At 60.4% G+C, this 17,987-nt stretch carries 11 protein-coding genes and 1 tRNA gene; 11 read left to right on the top strand and 1 reads right to left on the bottom strand.

Annotated elements, in window-relative coordinates:
- Window positions 1–50: 50 nt before the first annotated feature.
- From glpX to J8C06_RS05520, 7 genes are all read left to right on the top strand, one after another.
- Window positions 51–1,097, top strand: coding sequence for a class II fructose-bisphosphatase (gene glpX / locus J8C06_RS05550; RefSeq protein ID WP_211427739.1), 1,047 nt, complete (start codon window positions 51–53; stop codon window positions 1,095–1,097).
- A gap of 128 nt (window positions 1,098–1,225) precedes the next feature.
- Window positions 1,226–2,854, top strand: a complete 1,629-nt coding sequence (locus J8C06_RS05545; RefSeq protein WP_211427738.1) for a TonB-dependent receptor — start codon at window positions 1,226–1,228, stop codon at window positions 2,852–2,854.
- A gap of 6 nt (window positions 2,855–2,860) precedes the next feature.
- On the top strand, window positions 2,861–5,830 hold the full coding sequence (locus J8C06_RS05540) for an ATP-binding protein (RefSeq protein ID WP_211429779.1): 2,970 nt from the start codon (window positions 2,861–2,863) through the stop codon (window positions 5,828–5,830).
- A gap of 69 nt (window positions 5,831–5,899) precedes the next feature.
- The gene (locus J8C06_RS05535; protein WP_211429778.1) at window positions 5,900–6,883 is read left to right on the top strand and encodes a radical SAM protein; all 984 of its coding nucleotides are present in this window, start codon (window positions 5,900–5,902) and stop codon (window positions 6,881–6,883) included.
- Between the two features lie 92 nt (window positions 6,884–6,975).
- Window positions 6,976–7,056, top strand: a tRNA-Leu gene (locus tag J8C06_RS05530).
- A gap of 215 nt (window positions 7,057–7,271) precedes the next feature.
- A complete protein-coding gene (locus J8C06_RS05525; protein WP_211429777.1) occupies window positions 7,272–7,805 on the top strand; it encodes a peroxiredoxin in 534 nt (177 codons plus the stop codon).
- Between the two features lie 26 nt (window positions 7,806–7,831).
- Entirely contained in the window at window positions 7,832–8,275 is a 444-nt protein-coding gene (locus J8C06_RS05520; RefSeq protein WP_343216888.1) for a TlpA family protein disulfide reductase, read from the top strand.
- A 146-nt stretch (window positions 8,276–8,421) separates the two neighbouring features.
- Here J8C06_RS05520 and uvrA read toward each other — a convergent pair whose 3' ends face one another.
- Window positions 8,422–11,232 (bottom strand): excinuclease ABC subunit UvrA, encoded by a 2,811-nt coding sequence (gene uvrA, locus J8C06_RS05515; RefSeq protein WP_211429776.1) that lies wholly within the window; start codon window positions 11,230–11,232, stop codon window positions 8,422–8,424.
- Between the two features lie 119 nt (window positions 11,233–11,351).
- Here uvrA and J8C06_RS05510 point away from each other — a divergent pair, with 119 nt between their 5' ends.
- The 4 genes from J8C06_RS05510 (at window position 11,352) to J8C06_RS05495 (ending at window position 17,892) form a co-directional block, all read left to right on the top strand.
- A complete protein-coding gene (locus J8C06_RS05510) occupies window positions 11,352–12,674 on the top strand; it encodes a PEGA domain-containing protein (protein ID WP_211429775.1) in 1,323 nt (440 codons plus the stop codon).
- 52 nt (window positions 12,675–12,726) lie between these two features.
- Complete coding sequence (locus J8C06_RS05505; RefSeq protein WP_211429774.1) at window positions 12,727–15,156, top strand: tetratricopeptide repeat protein; 2,430 nt, start codon at window positions 12,727–12,729, stop codon at window positions 15,154–15,156.
- Between the two features lie 6 nt (window positions 15,157–15,162).
- On the top strand, window positions 15,163–16,065 hold the full coding sequence (locus tag J8C06_RS05500) for a DNA-3-methyladenine glycosylase 2 (protein ID WP_211429773.1): 903 nt from the start codon (window positions 15,163–15,165) through the stop codon (window positions 16,063–16,065).
- Window positions 16,066–16,155: 90 nt separating this feature from the next.
- Window positions 16,156–17,892, top strand: coding sequence for a DUF4388 domain-containing protein (locus J8C06_RS05495; RefSeq protein WP_211429772.1), 1,737 nt, complete (start codon window positions 16,156–16,158; stop codon window positions 17,890–17,892).
- The last annotated feature ends 95 nt before the right edge of the window (window positions 17,893–17,987 follow it).

Genomic DNA, 17,987 nt, shown 5'->3' with positions numbered 1-17,987 from the left:
CACCGCTTAGAGCTGCTTAGAACTGCTCAGTCAGGAGAAAGGCAACCATCATGTCCACCGAGACGAAATTTTCCCATCTCTCAAAAGAGTTCCTCCACGTCGTTGAAGTTGCGGCAATTGAATCCGCCCGCACCATGGGACTCGGCCAGCGTAAACAATCTGACCGGGCTGCCGTCGAAGCCATGCGCGAAGCCATGCGTGCGGTTCGCATGAACGGGCGCATCGTGATTGGTGAAGGCGAGCGCGATAAGGCCCCCATGCTGTACATTGGCGAGCGCGTCGGCATGGGCGCTGAACTGAGTGACGACGACCCGAATGCCTTTCCGGCCGTGGATATTGCCGTTGACCCGCTTGAGGGCACGAACCTGTGCGCCACCGGGGCGCCCAATGCGATTGCCGTGCTGGCCGCCGCCGAACGGGGCGGACTCCTCCATGCCCCCGACATGTACATGAACAAGCTCGTCGTCGGGCCAGCGGCGCGGGGACAGCTCGACATTGATGCCCCGGTGGCCGAAAACCTCAAGAGGCTATCGAGCTGCTTACGCCGCGCCGTTACGGATTTGGTGATTTCGGTGCTGGATCGCCCGCGCCACGAGCGACTGATTGCCGACATTCGGGCAACCGGCGCGCGCATTCAGCTTATTTCGGACGGGGACCTATCTGCCGGCATCAGCGCCGCCGTGGGTGGCTCCGGCGTCCATGCCGTCATGGGGATTGGGGGCGCGCCGGAGGGCGTTCTCACCGCCGCGGCTATGAAATGCCTGAATGGTGAAATCCAAGCGCGGTTCGTCCTGAAAGACCAGCTTCATGCCGAAGACCAGACGAAGGTCGCCGAAGATAGCGAAACCATCGCGCGCATGCAGTCCATGGGCATTAGCGACCCGACCCGCGTTTACCGCACCGATGACCTTGCCCCTGGAAAGCACATCATCTTTGCCATGACCGCCGTGACCAACGGTAGCGTCCTCCGCGGCGTGCGCTTCTTTGGGGATGGTAAGCGCACCTCTTCGCTCCTGATGACGACCCAGCCGCATACGGTCCGCCTAGTTGATACTGTTCATGTCGAGGGTGGCCCGAATACGGTCATTCGTTTCTGAAGCCGAACGTCGCATAGTAAACCACCGGCCCTGCCATGAAGGGCAAACGTGTCTGCCTTGTGACAGATGGCTGGCATCGTTACAATGGTGAAACTTTTGAACCGAACCTAGCGGTGATGGAGGCCGGCATGCGATACCCATTCCGTGGTTTGCTGATGAGCTTCACATTGGTGGCACTGTTGCTGGTGACACCATCGGCAACGTCCGCCACTGAGGCGGCCGCCAATCGCTCAGAAGGCTGTAGCGTAACCGGGCTGGTTACGGACCACCGGGGCGTGCCGGTGGCGTATGCCATCATTTCGATGTTTCGGGATGGTGATGAGAAGGAAGCCCTGGCAACGGCTTCGAGTGATCGAAGCGGTAAGTTCTTCCTCTCCCGACTCGCCCCTGGCGCGTATCGGTTCCTGGCGGCCGCGCGCGGATTCCAAACCCTGATCAGTGACCGAACGGAACTTACGCCCGGTTCTCCAGCCCAGATGACGTTGACACTGCGTCCGGCGCCCGATGGCAAGCATTCCAGCGTCAACCCGGTCAAGTACCAAAATCGCCGCAACCGTGGCATTTTCAATGCGGCTCCAGTGGCCGGCGAAGCCCCAGCGCTCGCCTGGCAGGCGGCTGCCATGGTTGGTTCGAGTGGCTACGATACCCAGGTTGCGCTTGAAGCTGCGCCGGGGCTGGAGGTTGGCTTCCTGCTCCGCCGTGACTGGGAAGGACGGGCCACGACGTTTGGCGGGGCGCTGCGCTATACAACGGAGAACCACCACGCCATCGTTCGCTCACTGGCCAGCCAGGTGAACGGCCAGGTCATCGGCGACCCATCGCTTACCTCCGGCGGCTGGGATAAGGCTTCGGCGTTTGGACTGTTCCGGCGGCATGAGGTCCAGGCTGCCGATGCCTGGCAGGTCACGCCTGAGCTGCAACTGACATACGGGTTTGACTACATCCAGATTGGCCGGTCCGGTGAGGACGCCTGGCTGCCCCGGTTGGCCGCCCACTGGCAACCTTGCGCCCAGCTTCAGTTTCACACCGCCCTGACGGCAGATGGCCAATCCACCCCGGATTGGACAAATCCGGAGAGCCTGCTCTTTCCAAGCGACTTCCCTAACCCGCCCCAGCGTCTCGCGCTCCAGGGTGACACCCCGGTGATAGCGCGCAATCTTCGCACTGAGGTTGGCGTGGCCTGGCGAGCTGCTCCCAAAACAACGGTCAAAGTCTTTGCTTACCGGGACCGCATTGATGGGCAGGCGCTCGCTTTGGCCGGGACGCCTGTGGCGCGCGTTGACGGTCGGGCCGAAGGGGGCGGGCTGCTGGTGACTTACCGTCCTCACCAGCGGCTGATGATCACGACGGCCTATGCCGTTGGGCATGCCCCATCCGCTGAACTGACGACAACGCCGGAGGTCACGCCGCCGAGGCCGGAGACGACTGCGCGGACGACCTATCACATCGTCACCGTCGTGGCCGAGGCTATCCTTCCGCTGCCGGGGGCCCGGCTGAATGTTGGCTACCGTGGCGCAACGGGGCAGGCCCTTCATGCCATTGACCCCTTTGCTTCCCGCCTGGCGTTGACCGAATCGGGGCTGAGTTTTGCTTTTCTTCAAACGCTTCCGAGTTGGTTCACCCTGCCCGGTCGCTGGGAAGCCATTGTCGAGGGACGCAACCTCGATGAGCACCGCGGTGAAGTTACCGGTCTTGGGACGAACTTCGGCTTTCCCCAGCGCCGACTGGTGCGGGGTGGTCTGCGTGTGCGTTTCTAGGAGACTATGCGTTCCCGTTCCTACCCAACCTGGCTTGTGGTTGCGGTGAGTTTGGGAATCATTCTGCTTGGCGTCGTCAACCTGGCTGAACGCGCCGGGCAGCCGCCGCTGGCGGATGATGGCGTGCGGTGGCGGCCGGCCGCTCACGGCCTCACGGCCGGGCGAATTCGAGCCGGCAGTTCCGCCGAGCGGGCCGGCATTATTCAGGGCGATGTGTTACGGGCCATTCTGGTCGAGCGGTCCTCCGACCAGCCGCCTGAACCACTGGCGGTGACGAAGGAGTGGCATGTTCAGTACTACCTGGACGAGTATGTTCACGTTGGCGGCAATGCCACCTATCTGGTTGAGCGCTACAATCCGCTGGGTGTCAGCCTTGGACTCTGGCAAGCCGAGTTGCGTGGTATCGAGCCACAGCCGAGCCGCTTCTGGCTTGAGGTGTACCTGGCTTTCGTGGGGAGTCTCTACCTGCTCATTGGCATCGTCGTCTTTGCCAAGCATGAGCAACCCCGCCAGTCACTCCATTTCTTTGCCATCTGCGCGCTATCGTTCATCTACCTTGTCTGGAATGCGAGTGGTTCATTCACGACCTTCGACACGTTCATTTTCTGGGCCGATCGGTCTGCGCTGACCGTGCTGTGTCCGCTCTTTCTTCACTTTTGCGCGGTCTTTCCCCTGCGGAGCGCCTGGCTGGAGCGTCACCGGCAACTGATGTGGGTGGTCTATACGCCGGCTGCCGTGCTCGTCCTGCTCGAAACGCTTCATGTACTGCTGGGGCGTTACAGCGCCTGGTTACTTGACCTCCGCCCCCAGCTTGATTCACTTGCCCTGTTTCACTTCGTCACGGCGTTTGCTGCGGCGCTCGGAGTGGTCACCGTTACGTTTTTCCAAACGGAAACGGCGCTGCTCAAGCAGCAGATGAAGTGGATTGTCCTTGGGCTGACGCTGGGCATCTTGCCCTGGATGGCTTTCTATGGCGCGCCGGTTCTGGCCGGTGTTGAGCCAACCCCAGCCATGGAGGCTCTGGCGCTTGGCCCAACAGTGTTCATCCCACTGGCCTTCGGCTACGCCATCATCCGCTACCGCCTCATGGATGTGGATGTCATCGTACGGCGAAGCCTGACCTATGCGCTTGCGACGTTTGGCATTGTGATGATTTTCATGCTGGGCGTGGTCAAGATGGCGGATTGGATCCGGGAAACCTACCCAACCGTTCCCGACGTAACGACGACGTTTCTCCAGGTTATCGTGCTCTCTTGCGGAGCTATCCTGTATGCGCCATTCAAAAACTGGCTTCAGGAGCGCATTGATCGCATTTTCTACGGCGCGCGCTATGACACGCGCCTGGGGATTGCGGATTTCGGACGCGCCATGGCCACCACGACGGTTCTGCCGGAACTGCTATCAGCCATTGCTGAAAAACTGTCCGAGACCATCGCCGTAACCGATCTGGCAGTTTTCCTTCCGGCGACCACCCCGGCTGGGGAGGCGGCCCCATCACCCCGCCTCGTCTTTGCCAGCGGCGGGCTTTCATCCCCGGAAGCGCCGCCGCGCATCCAGGAGCGGCTCCTTGAAGCTGGCCCGCGTGGCTACATCGTGGATGAAGCTGGTTTGGCCTCTGGCGGGCTGGCTTACTACTTTCCATGCATTGCGCGTGGGCGCTTCGTGGCGATCATCGCCCTTGGGAAGACCACGCAGCGCACCTTGCTCACCTCCGAAGACACCGAGCTATTGCGTGGGTTATCGCCCTATATCGCGGTCGCCATTGAAAACAGCCTGCTCTATGAACGCGAGCGCGCGCGCGTCGAGGAACTGGCCCGACTCAAGGAGTTCAACGAAAACATCATCGAGTCCATCAACGTCGGGATTGTGGTCATTGATCGCCGTGGCCGCCTGACCACCTGGAATAGCGCTTTTGAAAAGCTATTTGGGCAACCGCTCGCCGTGGCCGAAGGGCAGTCGCTTGAAAGCATGTTCGACCCTGACTTGGTGCGTGCCATGCGTGGCATGGTCGGTGGGGCGGATTGGCAGATCACGGAAGCGCGAACCATGTATCGCTGCCGGACCCACGGACCTGACCGCCAGCCGCTGGTGCTCAACATTACGCTCCTGCCGCTGCAAAGCCGCGACACCCTGGCTGACGGTGCGCTGATTTGCTTCGAGGACATTACCGATCGGGTGCGCCTCGAAGAGCAAATCCGCGAAGCCGACAAGCTTTCCTCGATTGGCTTACTCGCGGCCGGCGTTGCCCACGAAGTCAACACGCCCCTGGCCGGCATTTCCAGCTATACCCAGATGCTACTGGCGGAGTGTGGCGAGCAGGACCCACGCCGAACCATTTTGGAAAAAATTCGCCGCCAGACGCTGCGGGCCTCCGACATCGTCAACAACTTGCTCAACTTCTCCCGCACCGGCAACTCGACCTTTGCGCCAGTTTCGATGAGAGCGCTGCTCGACGACACGCTCCAGCTCCTGGAAACCCACCTCCGGGGCACGTCCATTGAGGTCGTCCGACGGTATGGTGACAATCTCGCCCCGGTCTGGGGCCACGCCGGTAAACTTCAGCAAGTCGTCATGAACCTGATTCTGAACGCCCGCGATGCCATGCCCCATGGCGGGGTCTTGACCATCGCGGCGACGTCCGAGGGAAATGCCGTCACGATTGAAATCTCGGATACCGGCGTCGGCATGCCGGACGATGTCATTCATCGCATCTACGATCCATTCTTCACGACGAAGGAGGTGGGACGGGGGACGGGGCTTGGACTCGCCGTCAGCTATGGCATTGTGCAAGAACATGGCGGGCATGTGTTTGTCGAGAGTGCGCCCGGCAAGGGTTCGACCTTCCGGGTCAAACTGCCCGGGGCCGTCCCCAGTCCGTCATCGGCCAGGGGCCAGGCCGCGGAGGCGGTCGCCGGCCAGAACCAACCAACCCCGGACGGCGTGATGCCCGTCGAGGTCAGTCGCTTGCATGCCTAGTCCCATTCCGCCTACGTTTTCGACCTACGTTACGCCCTGGATTGACTCCTCCCTAGATTGCCCAACACCATGCCCTTTAGGTCTATTTCCTCGTTTGGTCGCCGCTACCGTGAAGCACGCATGGTGCTCCACGGTGTTTTTGATCGGTGGCACCCGGTTTTGGTTCACATCGTGCCGATTCGCCGGTGCAACCTCGCCTGCGCTTACTGTAATGAGTATGACGCGGTATCCGACCCGCTTCCGCTCGATGAGATGCTTCGGCGGATTGACAAGCTGGCCGAGCTAGGCTCGTCGGTCGTGGCCTTCAGCGGTGGCGAGCCAATGCTCCATCCAGAGCTTTACACCATGGTTCGCCGCATCCGCGCTCACGGCATGATGGCCGGACTCATCACCAATGGTTACTACTTGACCAAGGAGCGGATTGAAAAACTCAACGACGCCGGCCTCGAATACCTCCAAATCAGCATTGACAACGTCAACCCGGATGAGGTCTCCCAAAAAAGCCTCAAGGTGCTCGACCGGCGACTCGTTGACCTGCACCGCTACGCGCGCTTCGTGGTGAGTATCAATTCCGTGATTGGCGGTGGCATCCGCCATCCCGAAGATGCCGTGACCGTCGCCAAACGCGCGGCGTCGCTGGGGTTTGCCGTCTCCTGTGGCATCATCCACGACGGCCACGGCGCGCTCAAGCCGCTTTCTCAAGCCGAGCTGCGCGCTTATGAAGAAGTAAAGCGCATCGGCAAGACCGGCTACGCAATGATTCATACGTTTCAGGACAACCTCGCCCACGGCCGGCCAAATACCTGGAAGTGCCGCGCCGGCGCGCGTTACCTTTACATCTGCGAGGACGGGTTGGTTCACTATTGCTCGCAGCAGCGTGGCTACCCCGGCATTCCGCTTGCCAGCTATACCAAGGAAGACCTCCGGCGGGAATACGCAACGCCAAAGCCATGCGCGCCCCTTTGCACCATTGCCTGTGTTCACCGCGCATCAACCATGGATTTCTGGCGCGACCCCCAGGATGGTCAAGCCCCGGCACCTGTCCAAACGTGACCGGCTTGGCGCATGGGCAACGGTCCCCGTCAGCGACCGACCAGATGCAATCTCAACCTAAATCTGCTAGCCTATGCGCCTGTGATTCACTTGCGGAAGTGGCGAAATGGCAGACGCACCAGACTTAGGATCTGGCGCCGCAAGGCATGAGAGTTCGAGTCTCTCCTTCCGCACTCCTTTCCTAGGTCAGCTTTCCCGCAACCCCCTCCGGGGCCGTGGCGTGGCTTCGTGCCTGGCCTTTCGCCCCAAGGCGACCGGAAACACTCATTGCAGCTCAGATAGCGGCGCAAGTAAGGTTGCGTCCGGCGTTTGGCCGGGGTAGCTCGTTGCTACCTTGGCAGAAGCGCCGAGATTCATCATTTTGACTGTTCCTGCAAAGGAGTGTCCTATGCTGCAAGTTGGCCAACCGGCGCCGAGTTTTGACATGGCGTCCACGAAAGACCTGACGACGCTCAAAGAGCGCGTCAAACTCGAAGACTACCGAGGCAAATGGCTCGTGTTGTTCTTTTACCCCCTTGACTTCACGTTTGTCTGCCCGACGGAAGTGACGGGCTTCAGCGACCGGCTCGAGGAGTTTCATGCACTCAATGCTGAAGTGATTGCCGTCAGCACGGACAGCGTATTCTCGCACAAAGCCTGGATTGAGACGCCGCGCGAAAAGAACGGCGTGGCCGGTCTCAAGTATCCCCTGGGCAGTGACATCACCAAAGAAGTTAGCCGCAACTATGGGGTGCTGATTGAAAACGAGGGTATTGCGCTGCGCGGTCTGTTCATTATTGACCCAGAAGGCATTCTTCAGTACCAAGTCGTCCACTCTCTGAACATTGGACGCAGTGTGGACGAAGTCCTGCGCGTTCTTCAGGGGCTACAGTCTGGCGGACGCTGTCCGGTCAACTGGAAACCAGGGCAAGAAAATATCTAGCGTACGCCTCAACGGAGAGAACCATCATGCCGATGCGAATTGGCACCGTGATGCCAGACCTCACTGGCGCGACTGAATGGCGTAATGGCGCAGTCACCGCGGATGACTTGCGAAACCGCATCGTGCTCGTTCACTTCTGGGCTGTGAGCTGTGGCATCTGCTCGGAACAAATGCCCAAAGTGAATGAATGGCGCGATACCCTAGCCGAAAAAGGGGTCAGCGTCGTGAGCATCCACATGCCGCGCTACGAAGCTGACACCAATCTTGCCGATGTGGATGCCGCCATTGCCAAGTATGGCCTCACCCAACCCTGCGCTATTGATAACCAACACGCTATCGCGGATGCCTTCGGCAATGAGTTCGTCCCGGCGTTCTACCTCTTTGACGCCGAAGGCAAACTCAAGAGTTTTTCGGCGGGCGAACATGCCGCCCGATTGGTCCAGCCGGCGCTTGACCGATTGCTTGGCTAGAAATCTCTTGAGCGAGTGCCTCGCTGGTAGCGGCACAGCCTGATGCTTGGGCTGGTTTCGCAAGGAACCAGCCCAAGTCTTCTTGCGGGCTGGCCATCGTCTTGCGGACTGGCCAAAAGATACGCTCGACCGCCGTCGGCACTGGGTTAGGCGCGGCGAGCTACCCGTTGCCGCGCGGCCGCCAAGGCATTGCCGGTGGGTGTCGGCAGTTGGGCAATCATGGACGGAATGCCCTCACCGACCAACCGGCCGCCCCCTTGCCCGCCTTCCGGGCCAAGGTCAATGATCCAGTCGGCCGCCCACATCACATCGGTGTGGTGTTCGATGACAATCACGGTGTTGCCCTGGTCAACCAATGAATGCAGCACATCGAGAAGGCGGCGGACATCCTCGAAGTGAAGCCCCGTTGTTGGCTCATCCAGGATATACAGCGTGCGCCCCGTCGCCCGGCGGGCAAGCTCACAGGCAAGCTTGAGGCGCTGCGCCTCACCGCCGGAAAGCGTCGTGGCCGATTGCCCAAGGGTCAGGTAGCCCAGCCCGACCTCGACCAGGGTTCGCAGCACGCGGGTTATGGCCGGGAAGGCAGCAAACACCTCGCCGGCTTCCTCGATGGTAAGCCCAAGGGTCTCGGCAATGTCGCGTCCCTGGTATTTGACCTGTAAGGTCTCCCGGTTGTACCGCTTTCCGCGACAGATCTCGCAGGGCACATACACGTCCGGCAGAAAGGCCATCTCGATTCGTTTGAGTCCATCCCCCTCACAGGCTTCACACCGCCCGCCGCGCACGTTGAAGGAAAACCGTCCGGCGCGATAGCCCCGCGCTTTGGATTCAGGCAAGTTGGCGTATAGCTCCCGAATCGGCGTAAAAGCGCCGGTGTACGTGGCTGGGTTGGAACGCGGCGTGCGCCCAATGGGGGACTGGTCAATTTCGATGACCTTGTCGAATGCCTCTTGCCCCGTGATGCCGCGATGCGCGCCAGCTTTTGGTATGTGCTTCTGATGCTGCACCAGCGCCCGGTGAAGAACGTCCAGGACCAGCGATGATTTGCCTGCTCCGCTAACCCCGGTCACCACCGTGAGCAGCCCGATTGGAAACCGAACCGTCACATCCTGGAGGTTGTGGTGCGTTGCGCCATGAACCGTGACATGGCCCCGCGTCGCCGGCCGGGGGGCACGGTCGGCAACGACCGTTTGCTGGCCGGTCAGGTAGCGCCCGGTGAGCGAAGCCGGGTGTGCCGCAATCTGGTCAGGTGGACCGGCAGCAACGGCTTCCCCGCCATGACTGCCGGCGCCCGGCCCAAGGTCAATCACCCAATCCGCATGGCGAATTGTTTCTTCGTCGTGCTCAACGACGAGAACCGTGTTGCCGGCATTTCGCAAGCGCTCAAGTGACCGAATCAACCGTAGGTTGTCCCGTGGATGCAACCCAATGCTTGGTTCATCGAGGATGTACAAAACCCCCCGCAGCGGCGCGCCGAGCTGCGTCGCCAAACGGACTCGCTGAACCTCGCCGCCAGACAGCGAACTGGTCGCGCGGTCAAGCGTCAGGTATCCAAGCCCAATCTCCACAAGGAAGTGAAGCCGCGACTGAATTTCATGTAGAAGTCCCGCGCCCACCTGCGCCTCCTTGCCGGTCAGTGTCAGCGCGCGCGACCAAGCTTCGGCCTCGACGAGTGGGAGCCGGGTGAGCGCCACGAGGCTTTGCCCCTGAATGGTGACGGCGCGCGCTTCGGGTCGGAGACGTGAGCCGTCGCATGATGAGCAAACACGCGCCGCCACGAGCCGACCGAGTTCAGCTTGCAGGCGCGGCGTCCGGGCCTCGGTTAGGCGCTCGCCCAGATAGGTCACCGCACCACGCCACCGCGCACGGTAGGTGTAGTCACCATACGTAAACGTGATTTTTTCCGATGTCCCATAAAAAAACATCTCGCGTAGCCGCTGGGGTACCTGTTGGAAGGAAACCGCCAGCGGCACCCCGCAGTGATGCGCGACCGCATAGAGTGCAGCTCGCAGCGTGTTGACGATATGGCCATCGTCCACTGCGAAGTCGGCATCGGCAAGGGGCTGGCTTGCATCGCGCACGATGTCTTCCGGCACAATGCTGGTCACAAAGCCTAATCCGTCGCACGTTGGGCAGGCCCCGAAGCGACTGTTGAATGAAAATGAGCGCGGCTCGAGGTCTGGCAGGCTGATACCGCACACCGGACAGGCCAAATGTAGTGAGAACAGCCGATCTGCTTGCCCTTCAAGCGCCAGAATGACCATCCCCCCGGCCAGGCGAGTTGCCGCTTGGATCGAGTCACGAAGCCGCTCCTGAAGTCCTGGCCGAATGATGACCCGATCAATCACTACTTCAATATCGTGTTTCTTTCTTTTGTCTAGGTGAATCTCTTCCTCATCCAGGGCACGCAGCACACCGTCAATTCGGGCGCGGGGAAAGCCTTGCTTGAGCGCGCTTGCCAGTTCCTTTTTGAACTCTCCCTTGCGATTGCGTGCAAGAGGGGCAAGCACCATGAGCTTGGTTCCCGGTGGCTGTGCGGCAGCCCACACCGCAATGGCCTCCGGTGATTGCACGCTGATCGGGACTTGGCAAACTGGGCAATGGGGTGTCCCGATTGCCGCATAAAGCAGTCGCAGGTAATCGTAGATTTCCGTGACCGTCCCCACGGTTGAACGCGGACTTCGGTTGGTTGTCTTTTGCTCGATGGCAATTGCTGGGCTAAGTCCGCGAATACTGTCAACGGCTGGGCGTTCGAGGCGCGTCAGAAACTGGCGCGCATAGGTTGAAAAGGACTCCACGTAACGCCGCTGGCTCTCAGCGTAAATCGTATCGAACGCCAGTGATGACTTGCCTGAGCCACTGACGCCGGTCAGAACGGTGAGGGATTGGGGGGGGATGGTAAGGGTAAGGTTTTTGAGATTGTGTTCGCGCGCGTTGGTGATTTCCAGTGGTTTCATGGGTCGTCAAATGCGTTACCGATTAGGTCTATCTTGTGTATGATGTTTGTCTATGATGCCCTATGGTTCTATAAACATTATCAGACTATTGTTTACTTAAACTTGCAATTCCAACCGCCATGGCAAACTATCGCACCGAACAACGCCGTGAATCACCAGCCGACGGCCGCGACGTAACACCCCTGATGAAGGCCTATCCAACCAAAACATCTGCGCCGCCGCGCCCCCAACCCCCCCAACCCAAGGTGACGCTCATCAGCCGCCGGGCCGTCAACCAATGGTTATACGGCTTGGGACTGGTAGTTGCAGTCCTCGCCATCGGCGCGCTGGTCCTCTTTTTCTCAAAACCAACCGTCGTGATCATTACCAATGCCATGGGCGCGACAGTTTACCTCGACGGCGAGCCACGCGGAGCAACGAATCAACTGAGCCGCCTCTCACTCCCCGGCGTCGCACCCGGCAAGCATGTGGTCCGACTGACCCATCCTGAATACCTGGATGTCGAACAGGAAATCGAAGTCCAGTATGGCTTCCTGCCCATCAAGGTCAACCTGCCACTCCGCCCGGCGCTGTTCACGCTCACCATCCAGACCGAGCCACTGACGACCGTCCGCCTCGATGGCGTCCAAGTCGGCGAGACCGACCCCCAGACTGGAAGCCTGGCCATTCCTCAAGTCCGGGTCGGAAGCCACCAGATCTCACTCCAGCGCAGCGGCTACCTCCCCTTCGCCACGATCCTGGAGATGCCGGAAAGCAATCACCAGCTCGCCTTCCCACTTCACCTCGACCTCAACGGCTACTGGAAAGGTATGGTCCAGGAACAGGTCACAGGCAAGTCAAGTGACTTCATCCTCAGCCTTGGACAAACCGGCATGACGCTTTCGGGCCTTTGGGAAGAGCCACCCCCATCGCCCACCAAGCCGCCCAGGGCCTTTCCGGTCACGGGAAGGTTGCTCGAAAACCAACGCCTCACCCTCGAACGCAAGGATGAGACGGGACGCACCCTGACCTTTGAGGCACAGGTTTCCGTGACCGGGCGCGACCTGATCGGAACATGGCGCGATGATAAGCGCACCGGTAACTGGACCGGCAGCCGATCAGAAACCAAGCCATCCTTCAGTACCCTGCCCTTGTCCACCGCAACCCCACCTCCGCTACCGGGCAGTCTCGAACCAGGCCCACGCCTCGTCACACCACCCGACCTGCCCGTGCCGCCGGTCACCACCGGTCCAGACCCCGGACTGGCTTCACCACTCGCCCGCGCCCAAGCCCTGTACGAACAGCGGCGCTACACGGAAGCCCTGGCGCAGTGTGACGCGATCCTCAAGCAAGACCCTAAACATAGCGGCGCCCGCGACCTGAAGCGCCGCATCCAAAAGTCCATCGAAATTCTCAAGTCGCCACCAAGCGAAGTGTCGCCAACCGCGCCCGAACCTCTATGATGGAGCGTTCGGCATCCTGAGGCCCCATGAGCCTGTTCAAGAATTCTGTCCTGTGAGTTCTGCCAGCACCACCATGCGCACGTTGATCTGCATTCTTGGTCTCATCATTATCAGCCTGTTTCCTACCTCCATGGGCACTGCCCAGGACGACAATGGAAAACCCCTTTCGCTCGAGCAAATCAAGCGGCTCATCCAGAACGACTTCCCAGATACCGCGCTCGCCGGTGAAATTCGTGACCGGGGCATTGACTTCTCGAATACCTTTGACCGGAAAACCCTCGAAACACTCCGGTTGCTCGGCGCGCAGGAAAAAACCCTGCGTGCGCTCGAGCCATACCTCCCGAAAGCCGCCATTCGGGTCGTGACTAGGCTTGACCGCACCACCGTCCTGGTGGACGGCAAGCAGTATGGCGTGACGGATAGCACCGGCATCCTCCAAATCAATGACCTCGAACCGGGTGAACACCTCATCGAAACCCGCAACCGCCCCAAGTATAAAGACGGACAAATCCGCGTCGTCCTTGCCCCACGCGATAACCAGGACGTGGTCTTTGAGCCGGAACTCAATGTTGGCAGCCTGACCATTACCCCACTCACCCCCAATCTGGAAGTGGTGGTCTATAACGAACTCGCCTCGCTGACTGGGAGCTTCGCCCGCCGTGAACTTACGCCGGGCGTCTATACGCTCCAGGCGAAAAGCCGCTGGCACCGTCCAATCACTCAGATCATCCAGATTAAGTCCGGCCAAAACCTGACCCTGCCGGTCGAGCTGGAGCTGGATGAAGACCTCATCGAAGAAACGATTCTGGATGCTAAAAAATCTTTTTCTAGCAAGGATTACACTAAATCAGTCAATACTCTACTTGAAATTTTGACCATCCTGCCGCGCCATCTCCCGGCCCTCAACCTGCTCGCGCAAAACTACCTGCGGCTCAACGACACGCCAAACTTTACGGCTGCCGCCAAGCGTATTCTCGATGCCGATGGCATGCTCGACTTCAACCTCGTCCTGCACACCGAGAAAAAAGCACCCCAGCCAGTGCGCTTGCAACTTTCACGCTCAAACTTGCGGCTGGCGTTCCTTGAAAGTGATGAAACCCAAACATTTCCGCTCGAGTCCTTCTCGCGGGTGTTCATCCGTGGGGACGTGCAAAGTGAGGTCTTTCTGGTTCTGGCCGGCACGCGCGCACCAAAGCGCCTGCCAGACCTTCAGTTCTCCCTGGCCAACACCTACGACCCACGCGGAGAAGGGCCAGAAAACCAGCTTTCACAGCGAGATAAAATCAATTTTCTCTGGAATATAGAAGAAGTTCTTAGATTTTCACTCGAAGTGCATCGGGAGTTCCTGGCCGTCAATGCAAATCCGAACCGGGCAACGCCAACCAGTCCCTCGCCAAGCGCCACCAGCCAGACCAAGACCAATGACCCGGCAGTGACGGACGAAACGCCACCCAAGACCAAGAAAGACAATGACAACAAGAAAGACCGCGACAAAAAGAAAGATAACGATAAACAGCGTGCCCAGTCGGACACCGAAGCGTCAGACACCAAAGAGAAACCGCCGGCGCCCCTGACGGATCAAGCCACGGCCAGGAACGCGCCCCGTGACGATGCCAGCTCAGCCCCGCCCGCGTCGTCAAGCCAGCCGACCAAAGCGAAACCGCTCAAGCCAGCCGCCACCACAAATGCCAAACCCATTGCCAAGGCGGAATCGCGCCCATCCACCGCGGCCGCACCCCCACCGCGCCCGATGCCGCCAGTCGTGGATGACGCCCCAACCGGCGCACCATCACCAGTCCGCGCGCGAGTGCTCATTGGCACCATGGTCGGCGCGGTCGGGGGACGCGCCAACATCGAACGAGTTACGGCAGCGCAATTCTACGGCACGCAAATCACCACCGAGCCAGACCTGGCCACACCCGAATCTACCTCCGATCCAAAGCCGATTCGCCAACTCTGGGCGCGCGCCAGAAAGCTGCGCTTTGAAGTCTCACCGGGAAGCCCGACGGGACTCCTTTTCCTCCGGTCAGACAAGCTCTTTTGGCAACGTGCCAATGGGCGCACTGAACCCATCACGCAACGGGAAACCCTCAAGCAAGTTCGTATCCAATCCAAGCTGGCCGGAATCGGACTGTACCAACAACTGCTCCTGCCGGGGAACGAGCTGATTCGCTTTTCCCGCCACCTCTCCGATGGACAAGTCGAAGAGACCATCCGTATCACGGATGCCGACGGCGACACGTACGATGTGGTGATTGACCTCGAGTCCCGCCTCCCCCGGAAATGTGCCTACCAACTCCCCACCGACATTGGACAACCGCTTCAAATCGAGGAACGCTATGAAGACTTCAAACCGGTGGGCGGCATCCTGCTGCCCCACCGCATCGTTCGGAGCGTCCAGGGGGGGCGGACGGTCACACTGACGTTCACGGACATTCAGTTCCTGCCGGGCTTCAGTGGCGATCCCTTCCGCAAGCCATGAGTCGCCTTGCCTAATGATACGGTCGCGCTCCCGGCCGCATTCAACCCGGAACTCACCTTGCTCGGCGGACAGGCCTTCCGCTGGGAAGCCCGCCTTGCCCCCGGCGGCAAAGCGACCTACCAGGGCGTCGTGGAAGATGCCGTGATGACGGTTGCCCAGATTCAGGGACGATGGCATGTCCGGCTGGTCAACCATGCCCTAACCACCGAACGCCGGTGCTGGTTGGCGCACTACTTCGACCTTGACCGCGACTATGCTGGCGTCCACGCCACACTCGTGAAGCGTTTAGCCAGGATGCCTGGCGCGACCGGACTGGCCGACGAAGTCGCGCCACTGGCCGGGCTGCGGCTCTTGCGCCAACCGTGGTTTGAAGTGTTGGTTTCGTTTGTCATTTCCGCCAATAACCATTTGCCGCGCATTCGCCAGATCATAAACATTATCAGTCGCAAGTTCGGAACACCGCTCACCCAAGACGCTTACGCCTTCCCAACCCCGGCGGCGCTGGCCACCGTCCCCGCTACCGTGCTGCGCACCGAATGCCGGGTCGGCTACCGTGACCGCTATCTCCACCAACTCGCCCAATCCATCGCCGGCCACGGCCAGTTCTGGAACCAGGCGGCCACCTGCCCAACCGACGACCTCCGGCAACGCCTCATCGCCCTCCCCGGCGTCGGTCCCAAGGTTGCCGAATGTGTGCTCCTCTTTGGTTTTCACCGCTGGGAGGCCTTTCCGATTGATGTCTGGGTGCGGCGCGCCATGACCGCTCTACTCGCGGCGCAAGCGCCGGCCCACTGCCGTCTCACCGACCGCCACATTGCTGAAGCCGCCGCCACTCACTTCGGGACACTCGCCGGACTGGCCCAGCAGTACCTCTTCGAGGCGCTGCGCCGTCGCCGTCACCAGCCTTGACGGACCGCATCCGGCCTGACAGTAGCCCGCCGCGCCAAGACTGAGTATGATGACGCTACCACTGTAGCCACGGCATAAGGAAAATGCGCCATGCCCGAAACACCTCAGCCATCGCCCACCAGCACAGCCCCAAGTAAAACACCCCCAGGCGAGATGTTATCCGGCGAAACGACACCAACCACGGACCCGCTGCCGACAACCGGCAGCCTCACCACCACCGGCGTTCCCGACCTGCTGCGGCGCGCCTACAGTGAACGCTTCACGGGTGAACTCCTGCTCACCCGTGGTGCGGCGCGTAAGCAGATTTACCTCGAAACCGGCAACATCGTTTTCGCATCGAGTAACCAGGACGAGGATCGCATCGGCGCGTCACTGCTCCGCCATGGCTTGATTACGCAAGCCGACTTCGATCGCGTCATGGCTCAAACGGTCGAAGGCAAGCGCTTTGGACAAGCCCTGGTCGAAGCCGGGATCATGTCCCAGCGCGACCTCATCACCAACATCACCTTTCAAGTTCTGGATATTATCTACTCCGTTTTCAACTGGACCACCGGTTCCTTTGAGTTCATTGCCGGCGAGCAACGGGTGGCCGAAGAACTCAAGCTCAAGCTCACCACCGCCAGTATCATCCTGGAAGGCGTTCGCCGCATCGAAGACTTTGGCATCATCCGGCGCGGACTGGGCGATCTCAATCGCTTCATCGCCCCATCGTCATCGCCACTGCTCCGTATGCAAACCATGACGCTCAAGCCATTTGAGCGCCAGCTCCTGGAACTCATCACCCAGCCGCTCGACCTGCTGCACCTTTTGGTTGTGGCGACGACGCCCCCGGCGGTCACGCTCAAGTCCCTCTTTGGTTTGATCTCCGCCGGCGTCCTGGAGCAAACCGAACCACCGACGCTCTCCCGCGATACCGGCAAGCTCGAGCTTCCGGCCGCCCTGCGCCCGGTCATCCCACTCGCTACCTCGGCCACGGCATCGCAGGCCAACCTCGCCTACAGCCCGGACTTCACCGCCCTGCGCGCCGAACTTGACGCGCTCTGGTCACGCATTCGCCTCAATCATCCCAACGCCATCCTCAATGTTCCCGCTGGAGCCTCGGTCGAGGAAATCAACTTTGCCTACCTCCGCCTCGCCGACCGCTTTCACCCGGATCGCTTCCTCACCGCGCCCATTCCGCTGCGCCAGGAAATCAACGAAGTCTTCCGTCACATCGTCCAGAGCTTTGAGTATCTCCGTCAGCAATCTATGCAAACTCGCCTTCAGCGCACCACAGGACGCTTCACCGCCGCCCCAAGCCTTGCGCGCGTGACCGGCAGCTACCCGGTGGCAGCGACCGGACCACTCCCGTCACCCACCCGCGCGGTCACGCCTCCACCAGTGCTGCCACCACCCGAAGCCGCTCCCACCGCCCAGCGCCTGCCTAACCCGGTCAAGCCAACCGGCAATCCAGAGGTAGATGCCGCGATTGATGACTTGCTGGCTTACCTCGACGACCAGAAAGCGCCACTGATTGTCAGCGACTCACTCTCCCTGCTCCTGCGCACCGAGCCACCGTACGCTCTGCCACGCGAGCGAGTCGCCGAAATCGTCGCCGGCTGGGCCTACAACCAGGTGAGCCACCGCAACCGTCCGCTCAACGAGATGCTCCTGGCGGCCCTTGAAGATATTCGCCACGCCGAACGGTCGCGCGTTCTCACCGCCTTCAACCCAGATGTGTTCTACGAAGCTTTCATTGCTGACCTGATGCCGTTCTGCCCGCCCGACGAACAGGAACTCTTTCAACTCAAACTCGGTGGAATTCGAGAATTTTTACGCCATATCTAAACCATCCCAACGCGATTGAAACCTATCTTTGGAGGCGCTGCACCATGCGACCCACAAGCCGTCAAGCTCAGCACACCACACTGCATCACCCCGGA

The sequence above is a fragment of the Chloracidobacterium validum genome (genome assembly GCF_018304825.1).
Lineage (GTDB): Bacteria > Acidobacteriota > Blastocatellia > Chloracidobacteriales > Chloracidobacteriaceae > Chloracidobacterium > Chloracidobacterium validum.
Note: the sequence above shows the minus strand (reverse complement) of the source record. Positions and strands in the feature narration are given on the sequence as shown.